This is a genomic window from Streptomyces sp. NPDC058240, assembly GCF_042882135.1.
In the GTDB taxonomy this organism is placed as follows: Bacteria; Actinomycetota; Actinomycetes; order Streptomycetales; family Streptomycetaceae; genus Streptomyces.
Window position 1 is genome coordinate 39,669 of the sequence record NZ_JBHVWT010000033.1, and the last position, 19,750, is coordinate 59,418.

A 19,750-nucleotide genomic window follows, 5' to 3' on the forward strand; every position below is an offset into this window, starting at 1 on the left:
AAGGGCGGGCTGTATCTGCATGGGCCGACCGGTCCATGCTCGACCTGTACGGCGAGGGCCTCCAGGTCGAGCGCGCTTCGAGACCAAGTGCCGCCGCGGCAACGTCTACTGATTCTCCTTGCGGCGTCCTCGCGCACGATGGTTCAGGCTACGAGAAGGCGGAGGCCGAGCTCTGCCGCGTCGAGGGCGACGAGGTCGCGGTTGCGCTCAGCCCACCGGCCTGAGGAAAGGTCGTCGCGAAGCCTGTCCACCGCCCGCTGCTAGGCCTCCGGCCCGACTCTGGTCCATACCGATACCGCGCGGCGCACATGTTCGTCGAGGTACGCCTCGGGCCGGCGCCAGTGGGCCTCGAAGAAGCCGTCAGCGCAGTCCCACGGGATGAGCACCGGCTCCGCGCGGCCCCCGATCGCGTGGGCCAGGTCGGCCAGTGAAGGCCAGCCGGCGAGAAGGCCAGCGAATTCAGGCAGGTAGTCGCGGGTGAGCCAGAACCGCTCACGCCAGCCGGTGGCACTGGCGTCGTACGTGAACACCACCACCCGGCGGGCCACGCGTCGCATCTCGCGCAGCCCGGCGACCGGGTCCGGCCAGTGATGAACGGTGCTGACCGCCATCGCGGCGTCGAAGGACTGGTCCTCGAACGGGAGGCTCTCCGCACCGGCGGCCACGCACGGCGCCGCGCCCGCGGGACGCTGTGCCCGCATGACCGCCGACGGTTCCACCGCCGTGACGTCGCGATCCGGGGGTTCGTAGGAGCCGGTGCCGGCGCCCACGCTCAGTACCGTCCGTGCGTCCCCGAGCGCCTCCCAGATCCTCGCGGCGATCCGCGGCTCGGTGCGCCGCGTCGCCGGGTAAGCGGACCCGATGGCTTCGTACAACTGCGCGCCGAACACCTTGAGTTGTTCCTCCGGCGTCGTCCTGATCCCCATTGCCCGTGCCTCCAGTTCCCTGTCTATCGCCGTCACCATGGCAGCAGCGCGGTCACGCTGTTCCAGCAGCAGGCCGCGCAGCCGGTACAGGTGCGCGACCGCGTCGGTGGCCGGGTCGTCAACCAGATCCGCGATCTCGCGCAATGCGAAGCCCAGTCGCCGGTAGGCGAGCACCTCCCGCAGTCGCTCCACGTCGCCCGCCGAGTAGGCCCGGTACCCGGCCGCGGTCCGCGCGGACGGCTGTACGAGGCCGATCCCGTCATAGTGATGCAGCGTGCGGACGCTCACGCCGGCCAGCTCGGCCACACGTCCCACGGTCAGGTGCTCTTCCACGCCCCCGACAATGCGGCATGACGCCACGTGAGGGTCAAGCGCTGCGCTCCTGGTACCGCGCGTGGCTCCACCGCCGCGCCCGCCAGTAGTCTCCCGCGGCGGCCGTCCCCCGCGTTCCGCCCCGGTCGACTACCGCCAGCGCCACGCGGTCGACTCGGGCAAGGCGGTCATCCGCCCTATGATCAGGCACGACGCGCCCCAACGGCTCGTTACGTCACCACCCGCCGTGCACCGTTGGCAGGAGTTCCTCGGCTTCCTTCAGGTCCTGCGCACCTACTGGCCCGACAGAAGCTGTTCGTAGTGCTTGACAACTTCTCCCGCACAATCACGCCAAGGTCCGCGACTGGGCGCCCGATCGGAGAATCCAGTTGGTCTTCCTGCCGACCTACGGCTCCTGGCTGAATTGGATCGAAGCGATCACCAGCGAAGGTGCGCGGCCCGACTCCGCGCCGGGTGCCGCGGCGGGCGATCACGGGCACGATGCCGCAAACCTCCGTAGGCGCATGAGCGCCGAGCGTATTTCTACTCCAGCAGCTTTCACCCGGTGCAGTAGCTTGCCAACGCCCCCTGGGAACGACCAGCTGCCGCAGCGCAGGACAACCGGAGGATCGCCCATGCCCCGAGAGGCGCCGTACCTCGCAGTAGCCGACGTGCTGCGCGCACGGATTCTCGCGGGAGAGTGGGAGATCGGGGAGCGCCTGCCGTCCCGGGCACGGCTCGCCGAGGAGTACGGGGTCGGACGCAACGTCATGCAGAGGGCCATGGACCGTTTGATCATCGACGGTCTCCTCGAAGGACGCGCCGGCTCGGGCACCTACGTCCGCCTGCCGCGCGAGCGCCTGCGGCTGGTCCGCTCGCGGCACCGCGAACGCCGGGAGGGCTCTCCCTCCTGGCCCGACAGGAGAGAGCGGGGCAGGGCCGACGCCTGGGATTCACACAGCCAGGTGCGCGTCCCCGCCCCCGAGGCAATCGCCGAGCGGCTCGCCATCAGTCCCGGAGACCTCTGCGTCAATACGCATTACGAGTTCCTCGCCGACGGGCAACCCGTCCAGCTTTCCGAATCCTGGGAGCCGATGGCTATCACGGATGGAACGCCGATCGTGCTGCCCGAGATGGGTCCCCTGGGGGGAAAGGGGGTGGCCGAGCGCATGCGCTCCATAGGCGTGGGCATCTCGACTGTGGTCGAGGTGCCGCGCCCGGCTCGTGCCACCCAGGTGCAGGCGAACCTCCTGGGGATCAGCGTGGGGGCCCTCGTGCTTCAGATCGAGCGGACCATCTACGACACGGATGGACATCCGGTGGAAACGGCCGACATGGTCATTCCGGACGTGCGCCGGGAAGTGGTCTACGAGTTCGGAGTCGACCATCCGTAGTCGTTGAAGCCATCAGAGAGACATCGCAAATTCGACAGTGGGGTATTCGAATGTCAAAATCCTCCCGGCTCGGCCTCTTACGCGATCGGGACTTCGGGCGATTGTTTGCCGCCACCGCGCTCGGTCAGTTGGGCGACCGCATCATCTTCCTGGCCATGCCTCTGGTTGCCATCGCGGCATTGCGCGCCGACGAGTTCCAGGTCGGATTGCTGGCCGCGATGACCACGGCAGGCTCGCTCCTGGTCGGGCTGCCGGCAGGCGCGTGGGTGGATCGCATGCGGAAGCGATCGGTGATGATCAGCACTGATCTCGTTCGCGCGCTGGTCCTCCTGACGATACCGGTGGCGTGGTGGGCAGGCCTTCTCACCATCTGGTGGCTCTACGCATTCGCCTTGGTTCATGGCGTGTTGACTGTTTTCTTCGATGTCGCGTACGTCAGCTATCTCCCGCACTTGGTGGGACGTAGAAATCTCGTGGAGGGAAACTCAAAACTTTCGACAATGCGCTCGGTGACCAGTATCAGCGGGCCGACGGTGGCAGGACCGCTGGTCGGCCTGATTGGAGCCCCTGCAACGCTTTTGGTGAGTTCGGCCGGGATGGCTATGTCGGGGCTGTTCGCGATCACTATCCGGAAACGCGAACAGAAGCCAGAGCAAAGTGAGCATCATCAATTGGGTCGAGAGATCAAGGAGGGATTGAAGTTCGTTCTAAAACATCCCACCCTGCGTGCAATAATGCTCGGAGATGCAGTATTCAACCTCTTCCTGGTCATGTATCAGAGTATGTTGCTGGTCTTTTTGGGGCGGGAGATAGGTCTCCAGCCCTTCGGTATTGGCCTCATTCTGTCGGGAATGGGTTGTGGCGCCTTGCTGGGCGCACTGTTGGCAACCACGGTCTCCAAGCGGGTCGGGCAAGGCCCAGTCATCTGGCTCGCGTCACTGGTCACCTGTCCGTTGACCGTCCTCATGCCACTGGCGCGACCAGGTTGGAGCGTGTATGTGGCTGCGATCGGACTGGCGGCTCTTTCGCTGGGCGGAGTCGTCCGCGTTGTGTCTCAATCAAGCTTCCAACAGGCCGTGACACCGGATCGGCTTCTGGGCCGGATGAGCGCAACGACTCGCTTCGTGTCCTGGGGTGGCATTCCTCTTGGTGGACTGTTGGGTGGAGCCTCGGGCTCTGTGTTCGGAGCAACAGGCACCTTGTGGATCGGTGCAGCCGGTATGACTTTGAGCGTCCTCCCCAACTTCCTGTCACCGCTTCGAACAATGCGCACATTGCCCACGGGAAAGGCCCCCGAGCTCGCGCGCTGAGGCTTCACAAGTGGCTGACAAACAAGCGCTCACGTATCACCTGCAGAGCCAAAGTGAGGTTCCCCCGACAAAGCAGGTGCAGCGGGAGCAGGGGGAGTGGGAGGCCGTCCAGCGGGCCGGCGACCAGGACGGGGCCCCGCCGCGGATGGGCATCGGCCTGGATTCCGGGAGGGCCGTGATCCGGCGGTTGTGATCCCGGCGGCGGACTGCCGACGCCCGTTCAGGACTTGGGCGCCCCGGGACCGAAGGTCGCGGTCCAGGCCCGGGTCGGTAGCGCGGTGGCCCCGTCGTCCAGCAGCCGCGGTGCGCCGAAGGCCATCGCGGTGTCGGCCAGGGCCGGCAGGGCCGTGTTTCACGGATCGGCGAGGAGGCAGTCGCCGTCCTCGTCGACGGTGACGGTCCCCGGGCCGCTCCGCCGCTCCGCCGCTCGACGTTCTCCTCGCCCAGGACCCGGACCAGCGAGAGGCCGGAACCGACCGGAGATCCCGAGGAACTGGCCCGGGGGGCCAGGAGGGTTGACGAGTGGTCATGGTCGCGGTGCTGTGCGGCTGCCGAGCGCTCGTCGAGCCAGCGGTCGAGGCGGAGCAGTGCACCTGCTCGGTGTCGGGGTGGCGGGCGGCGGCAAGCCCCCGCGCGCGCCGTCCTGGCCCAGGGCGGTCCCGGCCTCGATGACACGGACCACGATGTCCCCGTGGGCACCGAAGAGGATCGCCGGGGAGAGCTCCTCCAGCAGGTTGACGGAGGCGGTGCGGGCGTGGTCGGCGCCGGGTACCAACTGCTCGGCGATCCAGGTGAGTTCGCGCCGATCCTCAGGCGTCGCCGGAGGCGTCACGCGGGCCCGGATGAGCTGCCCGGCCACACAACAGGCCCAAGTAGAAGCCGGGACCAGGCCACCGCGCCCGCCGTAGTCGGTCGGGGCCACAACCCATAAGCACCGAGGCGACTTCGGCTTACCGTCCGGCCCCATGAACTTGCCCGTGATCCTGGCCGAAGAGCCCACGCCGACGGGACGAACCCACTCGTCTCCGGCCGGCCCCTGCCGACCATCTGACCGGCGCGGCCTGCCAAGGTGGATCGCGCACCGCACCACGCGCGCCGTCCGACCACACACCCAGCACGGACCACACCACAGGAGGGGACACCATGGGCAAACAGCGCATCACCGTCTGTCTGCCGCCCGTCGGCCCCGACGGGCTGAAGCAGGCGATAGAACAGGCGATGGCCCCCTTCTGGTACGACCGTGAGGACCACCCGCACCCGGACTGGGTGGGAGAGTGGAGCTACTGGTTCGTCTCCGGGGCGGGCTGTCTCTTCGATGTACTGCCCGGCCACGAGGACGATTCCCGGCTCGTGCGGTACGACGACTGGACCGAACCCCCCGAGGACCTGCCGCCCTCGCGCTGTCACGGCGGCCCGCGCGGCATTCTCGACCTCGACACGCCCCGCGCTGCCGAGGCCCGCCGGGCGGCCGGTACCTGGACGGCGTACCGTGCCTTCGCCGACCGCCACCCGCCCGCGCTGCCCTTCCACCACTTCGCCGAGCGGGTCAGGAACCTGGAGCCCGAACACGCCAGGGAGGCGGCCGTGGCCGCCTTCCGTGAACAGCCCCTGATCCAGGCGATCGAGGCCGATCCCGCCCTGGAGGAGCGGTTCACCTTCGACCCCGTCCTCCACTTCGACGAGGACCGGGAGCCGTACGTGACCCGCCATGTGGCCGCCGTGCTGCCCACCCCCGCCCTGTTGACCCTCGACGGGCGTTGGGTGGAGGGCGGTGGCCCCGACTACGAGCGGATGTTCAACGCCTGCCTGGACGGCCTGCCCGGCGACACGATGGTCGTGCGGGTGCTTTACCACTCGTGACGCAGTGGTACTCCAGCCGGGGTTCTTCACCAGTGCTGGTCAACGGGCTCGGGTGTGGAGAGTGGGGCGGGCTGGGACGGGGTGGGGCGGTCTTTACGGGCTCGTCCCATGAACGTCGCAGCTCCCGGTCAACGCCCGATGTCGGCCCCGGCGGCCAGCCAGCCGAGAAGGTCATCGGTCACCCACTCGCCGACGCCGGGGCTGTCGATGTCGCTGTCACCCGCACCGAGGTCAAGGCTGTGGACGGACGCCCGGTAACCGCCCCCGCGACGCATGAACAGACCGCGCCCGCCGCTGTCGTCGCCGATGAGCACCCAGTCCGGCTGGTACGTGCTCACCTCGTAGGTCTCGTTGCGTTCGAGGATGTCCAGCGGACCGTAGACCTGGACACCGTTGGGGAGGAGGACACCGGGCGTGGACCGCCAGAGCCGGGCCAGCGCCGGAGTGGGGGTGTCGCCGAGCCCGGCGGTCCGTGCCACGTGCAGGGTCAGGAAGCCCGCGAACGAGCCCGCCACCAGTTCCTCCGCGCCGTTGTGGCGATCGCGCCGGATCACCGCGTGCTCCTCGCCCGTACTCGACTCCGCGGAACGGTCGAGCGCGAAGTGGTAGGTGCCGTCGCCGTCCGGTTCGGTGGAGAAGCAGAGCCGGTCCTCGTCGAGGCGCCACTCGGCGGTGAGGTCGTCGGTGCCCCGCTCGCCGGGTGGGGCGAGCGTCGCGAGCGGCTCGCCGTCGAGCTCGCCGTCGTTGTATTCGGCCAGCCACCACCGGTACGACGGCGCGAGCGGGCCCACGGCCGACTCGGCCGAGCGGATCCACGCCTCCGGCGCACCACATCCGGGCCGAGTGGCGATTGCGGGCGATTCGTCGATCAACGCTCGAAGAAGGACAAGGTCGGGGGTCACGGCCACGAGCCTGTCACATGGCCGTGCCGCACAGGCAGGGGAGACCCGGGCCTCGCACCTCGCACCTCGGCCCCGGAGGCGCACACTCCACACCGAGGCTGTGCCCGACGTGCTCTGCCGTTCGGCTGCCGCCCGCCGACAGGGACTGCGCCGGGCAGGTCGGCGGGCGGCCCGGCATCCACCCGCCGACGGTCACGTCGATGGCCCGCACATGCCGGATCCTGATCCGGGAACGAGGGCGGACGCCGGGCTCGTCGAGGGAAGTGAGCCTCCTCGCGACCAGCCCCTTCGTCTGGTTCGAACCGGCGTGCACGGCGCACCGGGTACGCCGTGACAACACCGTTCGGGATCCGCGCGCCCTACCGGTGGTCACGGGCCCTGGGAATGATGAGCTGACCGCAAGGGATCCAGACGACACCGCACACCTGCCTCTCGGCCGGGTGGACATGCGGTGGAAGGAGTCCACATTGTTGCTTCTCATCTCCCCGGACAGCGTCGAGGAAGCCCTCGACTGCGCGAAGGCGGCGGACCACCTCGACATCGTCGATGTCAAGAAGCCCGACGAGGGCTCGCTCGGCGCGAACTTCCCGTGGGTCATCAAGGAGATTCGTGACGCTGTCCCGGCGGACAAGCCGGTGTCCGCCACCGTGGGAGACGTGCCGTACAAGCCCGGCACGGTGGCCCAGGCGGCGCTCGGTGCGGCTGTCTCCGGAGCCACGTACATCAAAGTCGGCCTCTACGGATGCACGACGCCCGAACAGGCCATCGACGTCATGCGGGGGGTCGTCCGGGCGGTGAAGGACTACCGGCCGGACGCGTTCGTCGTCGCCTCGGGCTACGCCGACGCCCACCGGATCGGTTGCGTCAACCCGCTCGCCCTGCCCGACATCGCCCTCCGCTCCGGCTCCGACGCGGCCATGCTCGACACCGCGGTCAAGGACGGGACCCGGCTGTTCGACCACGTTCCGCCGGAGGTCTGCGCGGAGTTCGTCCGGCGGGCCCACGAGGCCGAGCTGCTCGCCGCCCTCGCGGGCAGTGTGAAGGTGGGAGACCTCGGCACGCTGACCCGTATCGGCACGGACATCGTGGGGGTGCGCGGGGCGGTCTGCGAGGGGGGCGACCGCACCACCGGAAGGATTCAGCCGCAGTTGGTGGCTGCCTTCCGGGCGGAGATGGACCGGCATGCCCGGGAACACACGGCTGCCGTTGCCGCCGCGAGTTGACCGCGGCATGGCGACAGGCCAGCCCCGTCAGGCGTCGCCCGGCACCGTCGGCGAGCGCTTCGCCGTCCTCGATCCGGCAACGGGCGAGGCATTCGAGGAGGCCCCCGACCAGCAGCCGGACGAGTTGGACGTCGTTGTCGGCCGGGCCCACGAGGCCTGGCGCAGTTGGCGGACCGACCGCGGCGCCCGCGCCACCGCTCTGCTGGCGGCAGCCGACGCCGTGGAGGCCGCCGGGGCGGAGATCGCTCCTCTGCTCACCCGTGAACAGGGCAAACCCCTGTCCGAGTCGTATGCGGAGATCGCCCGCACGGCGGCCCGCCTGCGCTACTTCGCCGAACTCGACCCCGGGCCCCGGCCCATCACGGACGGTCGCCCGGTACGGAGCGAGATCCGCTGGCGACCGCTCGGGCCCGTCGCCGCGATCGTCCCGTGGAACTTTCCCCTCCAACTGGCGTCGGCGAAGCTGGCGCCCGCGCTCGCCGCAGGCAACACGGTGGTGCTCAAGCCCTCGCCCTTCACGCCCCTCGCCACACGGCTGCTGGGATCCGTCATCTCCACCGCCCTCCCCGAGGACGTGCTCACGATCATCACTGGTCATGAACCCCTCGGGGCCCGCCTGGCCTCCCACCCGGGAATCCGTCACGTGACCTTCACCGGTTCGATTCCCACCGGACGGGCCGTCGCGGCAGGCGCGGCGGCGTCGCTCGGCCGCGTCACCCTGGAGCTGGGTGGCAACGATGCCGCCATCCTGCTGGAGGACGTGGATGTGGAGCGGATCGCGGACCGGCTGTTCTGGGCGGCGTTCCGCAACTGCGGGCAGGTCTGCATGGCGGTCAAGCGCGTCTACGCGCCGGCCCGGCTCTACTCCGACGTTGTCGAGGCCCTCGCGCAGCGCGCGAAGACCACCGTCATCGGATCCGGCCTCGACCCGCGTACGCAGCTGGGTCCGGTCAACAACATCCCCCAGCTGGCCCGGGTCGAGCGCTACACGGCCCTGGCCCTGGCAGACGGTGCCCGAGCCGTGGCCGGTGGCCACCGGCCGGACCGACCGGGCTACTTCTACGCCCCGACGATCCTGGCCGATGTCCCGCCCCGCAGTCCGGTGGTGACGGACGAACAGTTCGGTCCGGTCCTGCCGGTGCTGCCGTACCGAAGCCTCGACGAAGCCGTCGAGGCGGCCAACGACACCGGCTTCGGGCTGGGCGGCTCGGTATGGGGGACCGATCTCGACCGGGCCGAGGCGGTGGCCGACCGGCTGGAGTGCGGGACGGCGTGGATCAACCACCACGCCGAACTGTCCCTCGCTCAGCCCTTCGCGGGTATCAAGCAGAGCGGTGTCGGCGTCGCGGGCGGGCCGTGGGGGCTCTACGGGAACCTCAGGCCGTTCGTCGTGCACCGTCCGGAGGAGGCGTGACGATGAGGTTCGGCGCGGCGGTACTGCGCTCGTACGAGAGCCGATTCGCCGTCGAGGAGGTGATCCTGAACACGGGACCGGCCGACGGCGAGATCCTGGTCAGGATCGCGGGCTGCGGGATGTGCCGCACCGATCTCGCGGTCCGGCATTCGGACGGCCGCTCACCGCTGCCGGCGGTGCTCGGCCACGAGGGGGCCGGGGTCGTGGTGGAGACGGGCGGCCCGCACACCGGCCTGAGCAACGGCGACCACGTCGTGCTGAGCTTCGACTCCTGCGGACACTGCCGGAACTGCATGAACGCGGCCCCCGCCTACTGCGACTCCTTCGCCTCGATCAACCTCTTCGGAGGGCGCAAGGAGAAGGCCGCGCGGTTCACCGACGCGGCCGGGGACGAACTGGCCCCCCGGTGGTTCGGTCAGTCCTCGTTCGCCGAGTACGCGGTGGTCCCCGCCCGCAATGCCGTCCGGGCCGACCCCTCGCTGCCCATCGAACTGCTCGGGCCGCTCGGCTGCGGCTTCCTCACCGGCGCCGGAGCGGTCTTCAACTCCTTCGGCGCCGGGCCCGGCGACACCATCGCGGTCCTTGGCGCAGGAGCGGTGGGCCTGGCCGCGGTGATGGCGGCCACCGCCTCCGGAGCGGTCACCGTGGCCGTCGACCGGCACCCCGAACGGCTGGCCCTCGCCGAACGATTCGGCGCGATCCCACTGCATGCCGCATCGGCCGACCTGCCCGGTCGCATCCGGCGACTGACCGACGGCGGCGCGCAGTACGCGCTGGACACCACGGCCTCCGTCCAGCTGATCAACGACGCGCTCCGGGCCCTGCGCCCGACTGGCCACCTCGGTCTGGTGGCACGGCTCCGCACCGCGCTGCCGCTCGAACCGGGGGCACTGGACCGAGGCAGGAGAATCTCCCACATCTGCGAGGGGGACGCGGTGCCGGGACTGCTGATTCCGCGGCTGACCGGGCTGTGGCAGGCCGGGCGGTTTCCCTTCGACGAGCTGATCCGTACGTACCCACTCGATGACATCAACGAGGCCGAACGCGACTGCGACGCGGGCCGCGTGGTCAAACCCGTCCTGCTTCCGGAGGGGAGGAGCCGATGAGCGAGGCATTCGGCGCCGCTGCCCATCCGGTGGCCGCAGGACTGTGCGCTGTCGGGCGCTCCCCAAGGAACGGGGCGCCCGGAGCGGTGGCGTCGTGCGTCCACCGTTGATCCATCATTCGCATTCCTCGCTGTTCATGGTCTCAACTTGCCCGAAGGAGGACACGTGGTCGGCACAACGTCGCGGAACACCGGGGTGGAAGGCGTGGAAGGAGGTGTCGGCCTGACCGCTCTCCTGGTCGCCGCGGCACGGGCGATCGAGACCCACCGCCACGACACCCTGGCACGGGACGTCTATGCGGAGCACTTCGTGCTCGCCGCACCGGCGTCCGCCGGCTGGCCGGTCCGGATACAACAGGTTCCGGACGGGGACACCAACCCGCTGTGGGGGCGGTTCGCGCGTTACTTCGGTCTGCGGACGAGGGTCCTCGACGACTTTCTCCTCCAGTCGGTGCACACGGGTGACGTCCGACAAGTGGTCCTGCTCGGGGCGGGGTTGGATTCGCGGGCGTTCCGACTCGACTGGCCTCCCGGCTGTGTGGTCTTCGAGATCGACAGGGAAGGCGTGCTGGCGTTCAAGCACAAGGTGCTCGACGGACTGTCGGCCACCCCGAAGGCAGCGCGCGTACCCGTCCCGATCGATCTGCGCGACGACTGGGTCGGAGCGCTGGCCGACGCCGGGTTCGACACGGACGCACCGAGCGTCTGGCTGGCCGAGGGGCTGCTGTTCTACCTGCCCGCCGCCGCCGAGACGGACCTCATCGACACGGTGGACCGGTTGAGCACGGGAGGAAGCGCGCTGGCGTTCGAGGTCAAGCTCGACAAGGACCTGCTGGAGTACCGGGACAGCCCGCTGTACACCTCGACGGCACACCAGATCGGCATCGACCTGCTCAACCTGTTCGACAGAGAGCCGCGGCCCGACTCCGCCGGTGACCTGGTGCGCAGGGGCTGGGACACATCGGTCCGGACCCCCTTCGACTTCACCCGCCATCACGGACGAGGCCCGTTGCCCGAGCAGAACGACGCGTTGGCGGGCAACCGCTGGGTATTCGCGAACAAGCCCCGACCGTAACGCTGCCACCGACGGCCGGGCCGCCGATCGTGCGGCGGACCCGACCGGGCAAGCCGACGGCGGCCCTGGGCGGGTTCCCCCGCGCGGCGACGGGGCGGCCGGCCCTTGCCGAAGGCCCCGATCAGGATCCGGGTCCGGGTTCGGGGCCGGTGATCTGGGTCCAGTGATCTGGGTCCGGGGGGCGGGCCCCCGGACCCTACCTGTGGGTCCGGGTGTCGTCGTTACAGTTCGAGCCCCGGCAGGCATACGGCTCCGGTGACGCGAGTAATCCACGACGAGGTGACGCGTGAAACGCAGTGACCGGATACGCCTGGACATGCGCGCGAGCGCGGGGCAGACGGCAATCGAGTACCTGGCCCTGCTGGGGATCGTCGCCGTCGTGGTCGGCGCGATCGCCGCCGCGACCATCGGGGGCGACATCTCCCGCGTCGCACACGATCAGGTCTGCCGCATCGGTGCGGCGGCGGGCGGCGGCAGTGGCTGCCTCGATGACAACGATGTCAAGCGCGAACGCGACTATCGGCGGACGGGTTCCGACGACGACCCCGTCAAGCCCGGCACCCTCTTCCGTGCCGAAGCCGGCGAGCCCGTCGGCAAGTCCGTCAGAAAGTCCGTCGGCAAGGCCCCCGGCAAGACGGTGAACGCACTCCCCGACCTGTGCTTCGAGCCGCGGGAATCGCAGTCGTCGGTGTCCGTTCCGGGCAGCGGCGTTCTGGGCAAGGCGGCCGCCTGGGGGTACTCCTGGCTGGTCAACTTCGTCATCGACAAGATCGACAACGAGAAGAACAAGGAGAAGCGGGTCAAGCTGGCGCTTGCGGACCTCGCCCACTGCCTCCCCGACTACAACATCGTCATCGCGCAGCCGCACGAGGGCAACCTGCAGGAGATGGACGGTACGGCGCTGATCGAGACAGTGGAGATCAGCGGCACCACGTACCGCGTGTACGCGTTCAAGACCGGCAAGTTCACCTGGGCGGACGACGCCGACCTCGGATGGAAGAACCGCGCGTTCCACGGCGTGTTCGACGTCAGCGAGGACCGCCGCACCGTCACGTTCCAGGAGCCGCCCCGTCCCAAGCGGAAGGAGGGCTGGAAGCCCGGCGACGAGGGCTGCCAGGTCGAGGGACAGGAACCGCCCGATCGGAGCCGGTACTACGACACGTATTCCCCGCTGGACGACGAGGGATCGACGCAGGCGGTGCGGATGCTCGTGAACGACATGCGTCGTTGCTACCCCGACTACAACGTGGTCGCGATGCACTCGGAACAGGCGTCGCACTGGGTCGAGGAGCCGGATTCGTTCGTCCATCGGGGCAGGTACCGGCTGAACTCCAACGAATACCATGGCGCCGAGAACGGGGACGACATCGCTTTGGGCCGGGGCGTGTTCGACATCTACGTCTTCGACAAGGGCAAGTTCAGCAACGACGGCGACGGCGGCTACATCAACTGGGCCTTTTACGGCGACTTCACCCGCGACGGCTCGGAGGTGGCCTTCGACCAGCCGGAACCCGCCGACCTGGAGGCCGATTCCACTGCCACCGGATCGGGCACGGTCAATTTCGACGACGAGTCGCCGAAGTACGCGGACGGCGGGCCGTACCCCGGTACCGACTACTCCGGCAAGGTGCCGGGTGACAACGCCGAGCTGACCCATTCACTGATCGACGAGTACAGCCGCAGCTTCCCCGGCAAGAACATCATCGTGGCGAAATCGTTCAACAACCTCTCCTTCTCCGGGGTGTCCGGCCTCGAACATCTTGCGGTGGTGGACGGTGTCGATGTGTTCGCCCTCGACAGCGGAACCATCACCAACAAGGGGGACGGCGGCTGGAAGAACTGGGGCTTCACCGGCAACTTCGAGTACGCCGAGGACGCGAAGGAGGTGACATTCAGCGACCGGTGAGGAAGAGGTCGACCGCGCGCCCGTCGAGGGCTGAGGGGTGCCGTCGGAGACGCTGATCGGAGGACTGCCCACCACCTGGCCGGGCGCAATGCCCGGCAGGGTCGGGGGTAGTCCCGCACCACGTGGATGTGCGCGAACGGCCCCGCCGCCGAGGCCCGCTCCGAAGGGCGCGAGCCCGAGCAGCCGAGCCGGGCGGCGGGTTGCCGGACCCATGACGTCCCCCGTCGACCGGACGGGCTCCGAGCCGTCCGGTGCGGCGTTCGGTCTCGTTCCCGGGCGGCTTCGGACGGTTGTTGAACGCCAGTGGGGACAGCACCCGCGGAGACTTTTGCCCGGGCGGCGACAACGTGGACCGTGACCCGAGGGACGGGGATGCTCACCACGAGCGACCACCTATGAGACACCGATTGGGCCGGCACCGGCCTTCGTTCGGATGTTCCCCGTCCGTCCGGGCGTGGCCATGCCATCGATATCCGGGCAGTTGTGCGGGTGACGCCATGCCGACTCGGCCCATCGGGGAGCAATCGAACGCTCATTGGCGATGGCGAGCATTCGGTGCTCCCGATGGGGCATCTCCATCGAAGTCCTGGTCACCGCGTTCCTGCGAGCTCGGACAACCGAAGCCACCGCGGCTCAAGCCACCCCGCCCTATTCAGCGAGACCCTCCGGACCAGCGAAGCTACCGCTGCGCAGCGGCGAAACCTCAGTTGAGTGGAGCCCACGGGTTTTCCCACATGTGGCGGGGATCACGTCGGGAGGAAAACCTGCGGCCGGCCCCGGGCGTCTAGCCGGTGTGAGATCAGTCAGGAAGGCACCGCGCGCGCTGGACGAGGAGCGTCTCGTCCAGCTGGTGGCCAGGGGTGACCGCGCGGCGTTCGAGGAGCTGTACCGGCGCACCGCGCCGTGGATGGCGTTGCGGCTGCGCCGTCGCTGCGCCGACGAGCAGATCGTTGCCGAGGTCATGCAGGAGACGTATCTGGCGGTGTGGCGCGCGGCGGGCGCGTTCGCGGGGTCCTCGGCGGGCGGGACGGCCGCCGGATGGCTGTGGACGATCGCGGCACGCCGCCTCGTGGACGCCTTCCGGCGCAGGGCCCACCACGCCGAGCCGCCGGCGGCCGCCGCTCTCCCCGACGCGGCGCCCGCCGCCGAGGAGGAGGCGCTCGCGACGACCGTCGGCGGTGACGTCGGCGACGCGCTGCGGCGCCTCGCGCCGGAACTCAGACAGGTACTGCAGGCCATGGTGCTCGACGGGCTGTCCGTCCGGGAGACCTCGGTCCTGCTCGGGCTGCCCGAGGGCACGGTCAAGACCCGTGCCCGCCGGGCCCGGATCGCGATGCGGAAGGCGCTGGCATGAGCGTGGAACACGCGTCGATGCGGATCATCGACGGTTACGCACGCGGCGACACGGACATCGCCGCCGACGAGGTGTGGGCCCTGGAGGCCCATCTGGAGGCGTGCGGGGTGTGCCGTGACCGGCTGTCGGCCGCCGTCACTGCCGAGGCGCCCGCCGTGGCGGCGCTGGTCGGCACCGTGTGGTCCGACCTCGAACCCCAGCTGGCCGCCACCGCCACGATGCCGCGCCGACGGCGCCGGTCGGCGTGGCTGTCGAGGTGGATGACGCCCACGATGGTGCCGTGGCTGGCCATGGTCGTGAGCGTGACACTGCTCGCGCTCCTGCTCGACCTGGTCGACACCGGCTTCGGCGAGGTGTCGCTGGTGCTGCTGCTCGCCCCGATCCTGCCCGTCCTCGGCGTCGCGGCGTCGTGGTCGCGCGGCCTGGACCCGGCGTACGAGCTGACGGCCTCCGCGCCGAGGGCGGGACTGTACCTGGTGCTGCGGCGCACCGCGTCCGTGCTCGCCGTGGTCGTCCCCGTGCTGCTGGTGGCCGGATGGGTGACCGGTGTGACGGCCGCGCAGTGGCTGCTGCCCTGTCTGGCCTTCACCTCGACGACCCTGGCGCTCGGCGGCGTCGTCGGCGTCACCCGCGCCGCTGTCGCACTGGCGGCCGTGTGGGCCGCCGCGATCGTGGCGCCGACCCTGGTTACCAGCCGTACGACCTTCGCCCTGCACACGGGCAGCCTGCCCGTGTGGGGGCTGATCCTCGCGCTCGGCATCGGTGTCGTGATCGCCCGCAGAGGCGCGTACTCCGTGCTGGGAGCCCATCGATGACCATCGGAAAGGAACACCACATGACGTCCGCGGTGAGTGCGGCCGACATCGCACCGACGGCCTACGCCTGGGAGATCCAGGCGACCGGGCTGAAGGTCAGGGTCGGTAGGAACCGGATGGCCGTCGACGGGCTCGACCTGTCGCTGGGCACCGGCGTACACGGCCTCCTCGGCCCCAACGGGGCGGGCAAGACCACCCTCCTCCGGACGCTGGCCACCGTGCTGCGCCCCACCGAGGGCAGCCTGGAGCTGCTCGGCGAGTACGTGGGCGGCGTGGGCGAGCACCGTGCGGTGCGCCGCCGGATCGGCTACCTGCCGCAGGAGTTCGGCTACTACAAGCGCTTCACGGTGCGCGAGTTCGTCGAGTACATGGCGTGGCTGAAGGAGGTGCCCAAGGCGGACATCCCCGCCGCCGTGCAGCGCGCCGTGGAGAGGGTGGGGCTGGCGGACCGCGCCGACGAGAGGATGAAGTCCCTGTCGGGCGGCATGGTGCGCAGGGTCGGCATCGCCCAGGCCATCGTCAACGACCCGACGATCCTGCTGCTGGACGAGCCGACGGTCGGCCTGGACCCGGCGCAGCGGCTGCGCTTCCGTGAGCTGCTGCAGGAGTTGGGTACGGACACCTGCGTGCTCGTCTCGACCCATCTGGTGGAGGACGTCGCCACCGCCTGCACCGACGTGGTGCTCTTCGCCGAGGGCCGGCTGGTCTTCCAGGGCCCTCCGGACGAGCTGGCCTCGGTGGGCGGACCGGAGCACGTGGGGGACAGCCCGCTGGAACGCGGCTACTCGGCGCTGCTGCTCAACCCCGAGCAGGCAAGGGGCACCTGGTGAACCTCCGCGTCCTGCGCATCGAGCTGAAGCGCTCCGTCGCCCCGTGGGCCGGCGCCGTGTTCCTGACGACGGCGCTGGCGTTCCTGTACCTGATTCCCGGACCGTGGTGGACGGGCACCACGGCGTGGACGGCCCAGTGGACGTCCATGGCCCTGTGGACCCGATCCCTGCTGTTCTACCTGTGGCCGCTCGCCGCGGGGCTCGGGGCGCTGCAGGGTCTGCGCGACCACCGCTCGAAGATGTCCGAGCTGCTGACGAGCACGCCGCGGCCCGCCCGGCACCGCGCGGCGACGCTGGCGGGCACGACGGCGATCACGCTGGCCTCGGCCTTCGCGCTCCTCGTCCTCGTGGGCGCGGTCCAGGTGGTCGCCAACACCGGGTACACGCACCTCGGGTGGCTGCCGATCTCGCTGGTAGGGGCACTCTCTCTCGTCGCGGGGGCCGTGCTGGGCATGGGAGCCGGGCGGGCCCTGCCGTCCGTGCTCACCCCGCCCGCGCTGGCCATGGGCGCCTTCGTGTTCACGGCCCTCATGCAGATGTCGTTGGGCCGGACGGAGACGACCACGGCGACGGGGCTCCCGAGCACGGCGCCGAACCGGGTCTCCCTGCTGTCACCGGCGGTGCAGGAGGCGCGCGATGCACTCGTCACGCTCTCCGCCTCCGTGCACGTCGGGCAGACGATCTGGCTGCTCGCCATGGTCGCGACCGGCTTCGCGCTGCTGGTCGCCGCGACCCCGCGCGCCCGGCTGATCGCCCTGACGCCCGTCCTGGCGGGCGCGGTGATCGCCCTGCTCGTCCTTCCCTCCGACCCGCGCCGGATCTATGTCGTCGACGAGGCCGCCGCGGAGCTGGTGTGCGACGGCCCGGTGTGCGTGACGAAGACGCAGCAGGCGCGACTCGCCGACCTCGCGGGTCCCGGCAAGGAGGCGCTGCGCCTGCTGCGTGGCGCCCTGGGCAGCCAGGCGCCGGTCTCGGTCCGGGAGAACACCGCCGTCCTGCCGGAAGGCTCCACGCCGCAGTGGTCCCGCAAGACCGTGCTCTTCGACTTCGACGACGACATCATCGCCGCCGCGAAGGGCGAGGACCTGACCCGGGCCCTGATCGCCCAAGGCATGGTGCCAGGGTGTTCCCCCGTCGGCTGGAGCAGCTTCGGGGGAGATGAATTCGCGCAGACCGTCGCGGTGGGCTGGGTCCTTGGGGACCTCAGGCCGCTTCCCGGCACCTTGCCAGCAAATTTGCGCCGCGAGGTCGACGCCAAGACCCGCCCGGTGTGGAAGGAACTCAAGGCGCTGCCGCGGGCCGAGCAGCTCTCGCGGATCAACGCGATGCGCGCCGCCGCGCTCTCCTGCAAGGGCGACGCGTTCGACGCGCTGAACGACGGTGCGTCCCGGTGAGATGGCTGACGCTGTACGCGCGTTCGCGTCAGGTACCCGCGTCGCTCGCCGCGGTGGTGATCAGCGCGGTGGCGGTGTGGGCACTCGCCCGGGACGGCAGCGGAGGGCCCGGTGATCCGCGGCTGCCCACGCTCGTCCTCGCTACGGGGGCGATGGCAGCCTCGATCGGGCTCAGCGGGCAGGACCTCGCGCTGGACCGGACGGCCGCGATCCGCTGGGTGCCCTGCAGAGCGGCACACGTGCTGCTCTGCGGCGCGGTCGTCGGCACGGTGCTGCTGACAGTGCAGGCGATGGGCGAGTCCATGGCCACCACCGCGTTCGTCGTCCGGGACAGCGCGGGCCTGATGGGACTGGCCGCCCTGGGAGCGGTGCTCTCGGGCGGCCAGTACGCCTGGACGCTGCCGTTCGCCTGGCTCTCGTTCTCGTTCCTTGCCCCACCCCCGACGAGTGCGCCGATGCAGGTGGCGAGCTGGATGCTGTTGCCGGCAGGCACGGCAGCGGGCACCTGGACGGCCCTGGTCCTCGCGGTTGCCGGCACCGGGGCCTACGCCGTCGCGGGACCGAGACGGTGACGACCGCAGCGCGGTCGCGTGCGGCATGCGCACGCATCGGATCGAGCACCCACCGCGCGGCCTCGTTCGTCTGGGGACCGGGAGTACTTCAGTGTGTCTCCGTCACCGATCGGTCGGCGGTGTCCGCCCAAGTGCGGGGGCGGGGCACCGTGAGCCCCAGGTCGAGGCGCTTGTCCAGGTCCAGGCGGAAGGTGCCGTACGGGTTGACGTCGGACCAGAACGGCGCGGTCATGCCGCGCCGGTCCCCGTCGCTGAGCTTCTTCGCCCATTTCGGCTCGGCCAGGACCTGCTGGAGCAGCAGTGTGTTGACGTGCACGAGGCTGGACCGGAGCAGGTGCAGCGCGAGCATGCTGGTCTCAGCGTGCTCTTTGTCCGGGCCGGTCAGGGCGCCGTCCTTGCCGTAATGCAGCACGGTGTTCGCGCTGTTCCAGTTCTCCACGACCTGGAGCCCACCGTGGATCTCGCGGCGCAGGTCGGGGCCGGCCAGGTAGTCGCATGCGGAGATCGCACGGTCGGCCCGGCCGAGTTCTTCGAGGTAGGTGGGGTGCTTGGTACCTGTTTCTGATCCCTACTCGGTGGACGTGTCCCCTGGACCACTCGGGCTTCGTTTACTCGAACGGGCAAAAGAGGTTCAGCTGCCATGGGCAGCACCCGGATTGAGGCGGAGTCATGTGAACGGACAGCACCGCTGCGAGTGGTCAGTAACAGCTCGGAGGGGCGTCACAGCGCACTGGATACCCTCTCGGTATGAAAATCATGGTGGGAGGCCTCGCCGTCGGGGTGGGCTTTGGGGCGGTTACCTCGCTCGTCAACGCGCTTTCGTCGCCGTATGCGGAGCTCGGAATGCCTCTCACGGGCACCGTCTGGGCCAAGGCCGCCAAGGTGCTCAGCCTGCTGGTGGACGCAGGCTGGTCCTGGGCCGCGCTGGCGGTGGCGATGGGCTGGCTGGCCGGGACATGGGTCCGAGGTGCGCTGGTCGGGGCCCTGGCGCTGGTCGCTGCCACGGTGGCGTACTACGTGACGGATGCCTTCGTCTCGGGGGCCGGCACGGATATGGTCAGCTGGTTGGTGGTGGGTGTGCCGTTCGGACTGGTACTTGGTGTGGTGGGTGCAGCCATCAGGCAGCCTGGATTGGTCGGCTTGCTTGCGGCGTTGACGGTTCCGGTGGGCGCTGCCGTGCAGATGGTCGTGCTGCCGCCTCGGCCGCACCTCACCTTGACCCCGGCGATTGTTCTCGCCGAGGTCATCGTCTGGACGGCCGCTGTGTTCGGTGCCGGCTGGGCTGTCTACCGTTTCTGGGCTGAGAGACAAGCGGCGCTATCCGTGCAGCGTGTTCAGTCCGGCTGACGAGTGGTGCA

General features: G+C 69.8%; 17 protein-coding genes and 2 pseudogenes. 15 read left to right on the forward strand and 4 right to left on the reverse strand.

All coding sequences use genetic code 11. The features are described 5' to 3' along the window. Positions 1 to 143: 143 nt before the first annotated feature. A pseudogene (locus ACFVX4_RS32070) lies at positions 144 to 1,241 on the reverse strand (methyltransferase domain-containing protein). 632 nt (positions 1,242 to 1,873) lie between these two features. On the opposite strand from ACFVX4_RS32070, the gene ACFVX4_RS32075 reads away from it, so the two are divergent. The 3 genes from ACFVX4_RS32075 (at position 1,874) to ACFVX4_RS32085 (ending at position 4,135) form a co-directional block, all read left to right on the forward strand. Beyond that, positions 1,874 to 2,632 (forward strand): GntR family transcriptional regulator, encoded by a 759-nt coding sequence (locus ACFVX4_RS32075; protein ID WP_389983998.1) that lies wholly within the window; start codon positions 1,874 to 1,876, stop codon positions 2,630 to 2,632. Positions 2,633 to 2,682: 50 nt separating this feature from the next. Further along, positions 2,683 to 3,942 (forward strand): MFS transporter, encoded by a 1,260-nt coding sequence (locus tag ACFVX4_RS32080; protein ID WP_389984001.1) that lies wholly within the window; start codon positions 2,683 to 2,685, stop codon positions 3,940 to 3,942. 76 nt (positions 3,943 to 4,018) lie between these two features. Continuing rightward, positions 4,019 to 4,135, forward strand: coding sequence for a DUF6191 domain-containing protein (locus ACFVX4_RS32085; protein ID WP_389984072.1), 117 nt, complete (start codon positions 4,019 to 4,021; stop codon positions 4,133 to 4,135). Positions 4,136 to 4,468: 333 nt separating this feature from the next. Here the strand turns inward: ACFVX4_RS32085 and ACFVX4_RS32090 are convergent, their stop codons facing one another. Then, entirely contained in the window at positions 4,469 to 4,774 is a 306-nt protein-coding gene (locus tag ACFVX4_RS32090) for a hypothetical protein (protein ID WP_389984004.1), read from the reverse strand. A gap of 311 nt (positions 4,775 to 5,085) precedes the next feature. On the opposite strand from ACFVX4_RS32090, the gene ACFVX4_RS32095 reads away from it, so the two are divergent. Further along, positions 5,086 to 5,802, forward strand: a complete 717-nt coding sequence (locus tag ACFVX4_RS32095; protein ID WP_389984007.1) for a hypothetical protein — start codon at positions 5,086 to 5,088, stop codon at positions 5,800 to 5,802. A gap of 128 nt (positions 5,803 to 5,930) precedes the next feature. Here ACFVX4_RS32095 and ACFVX4_RS32100 read toward each other — a convergent pair whose 3' ends face one another. Continuing rightward, positions 5,931 to 6,704: an SMI1/KNR4 family protein gene (locus ACFVX4_RS32100; protein WP_389984010.1), complete on the reverse strand. Its 774-nt coding sequence runs from the start codon at positions 6,702 to 6,704 to the stop codon at positions 5,931 to 5,933. 446 nt (positions 6,705 to 7,150) lie between these two features. Here ACFVX4_RS32100 and ACFVX4_RS32105 point away from each other — a divergent pair, with 446 nt between their 5' ends. From ACFVX4_RS32105 to ACFVX4_RS32150, 10 genes are all read left to right on the forward strand, one after another. Next, the gene (locus tag ACFVX4_RS32105; RefSeq protein ID WP_389984013.1) at positions 7,151 to 7,927 is read left to right on the forward strand and encodes a (5-formylfuran-3-yl)methyl phosphate synthase; all 777 of its coding nucleotides are present in this window, start codon (positions 7,151 to 7,153) and stop codon (positions 7,925 to 7,927) included. A gap of 7 nt (positions 7,928 to 7,934) precedes the next feature. Further along, positions 7,935 to 9,341 carry an aldehyde dehydrogenase family protein gene (locus tag ACFVX4_RS32110; RefSeq protein ID WP_389984075.1) on the forward strand — a complete coding sequence of 469 codons (1,407 nt, stop codon included), beginning with the start codon at positions 7,935 to 7,937 and terminating at the stop codon, positions 9,339 to 9,341. Positions 9,342 to 9,343: 2 nt separating this feature from the next. Next, complete coding sequence (locus tag ACFVX4_RS32115) at positions 9,344 to 10,447, forward strand: NAD(P)-dependent alcohol dehydrogenase (protein ID WP_389984078.1); 1,104 nt, start codon at positions 9,344 to 9,346, stop codon at positions 10,445 to 10,447. A gap of 165 nt (positions 10,448 to 10,612) precedes the next feature. Further along, complete coding sequence (locus ACFVX4_RS32120) at positions 10,613 to 11,521, forward strand: class I SAM-dependent methyltransferase (RefSeq protein WP_389984015.1); 909 nt, start codon at positions 10,613 to 10,615, stop codon at positions 11,519 to 11,521. Between the two features lie 286 nt (positions 11,522 to 11,807). Beyond that, positions 11,808 to 13,427 (forward strand): hypothetical protein, encoded by a 1,620-nt coding sequence (locus ACFVX4_RS32125; RefSeq protein WP_389984018.1) that lies wholly within the window; start codon positions 11,808 to 11,810, stop codon positions 13,425 to 13,427. 793 nt (positions 13,428 to 14,220) lie between these two features. Further along, the gene (locus ACFVX4_RS32130; protein ID WP_389984021.1) at positions 14,221 to 14,781 is read left to right on the forward strand and encodes an RNA polymerase sigma factor; all 561 of its coding nucleotides are present in this window, start codon (positions 14,221 to 14,223) and stop codon (positions 14,779 to 14,781) included. After that, on the forward strand, positions 14,778 to 15,596 hold the full coding sequence (locus ACFVX4_RS32135) for a zf-HC2 domain-containing protein (RefSeq protein WP_389984024.1): 819 nt from the start codon (positions 14,778 to 14,780) through the stop codon (positions 15,594 to 15,596). The genes ACFVX4_RS32130 and ACFVX4_RS32135 overlap by 4 nt, the downstream gene beginning before the upstream one ends. Continuing rightward, positions 15,593 to 16,426 carry an ABC transporter ATP-binding protein gene (locus ACFVX4_RS32140; RefSeq protein ID WP_389984027.1) on the forward strand — a complete coding sequence of 278 codons (834 nt, stop codon included), beginning with the start codon at positions 15,593 to 15,595 and terminating at the stop codon, positions 16,424 to 16,426. The genes ACFVX4_RS32135 and ACFVX4_RS32140 overlap by 4 nt, the downstream gene beginning before the upstream one ends. Beyond that, a complete protein-coding gene (locus ACFVX4_RS32145; protein ID WP_389984030.1) occupies positions 16,423 to 17,820 on the forward strand; it encodes a hypothetical protein in 1,398 nt (465 codons plus the stop codon). Before ACFVX4_RS32140 ends, ACFVX4_RS32145 begins: the two co-directional genes overlap by 4 nt. Then, positions 17,817 to 18,392 (forward strand): hypothetical protein, encoded by a 576-nt coding sequence (locus ACFVX4_RS32150; protein WP_389984033.1) that lies wholly within the window; start codon positions 17,817 to 17,819, stop codon positions 18,390 to 18,392. The genes ACFVX4_RS32145 and ACFVX4_RS32150 overlap by 4 nt, the downstream gene beginning before the upstream one ends. A gap of 88 nt (positions 18,393 to 18,480) precedes the next feature. On the opposite strand, the pseudogene ACFVX4_RS32155 reads toward ACFVX4_RS32150, so the two are convergent. Next, positions 18,481 to 18,921: pseudogene (locus ACFVX4_RS32155) on the reverse strand (Tn3 family transposase); the annotation flags it as partial. 218 nt (positions 18,922 to 19,139) lie between these two features. Between ACFVX4_RS32155 and ACFVX4_RS32160 the strand changes: the two are divergent. Beyond that, a complete protein-coding gene (locus tag ACFVX4_RS32160; protein WP_389984036.1) occupies positions 19,140 to 19,739 on the forward strand; it encodes a hypothetical protein in 600 nt (199 codons plus the stop codon). Positions 19,740 to 19,750 lie beyond the last annotated feature (11 nt).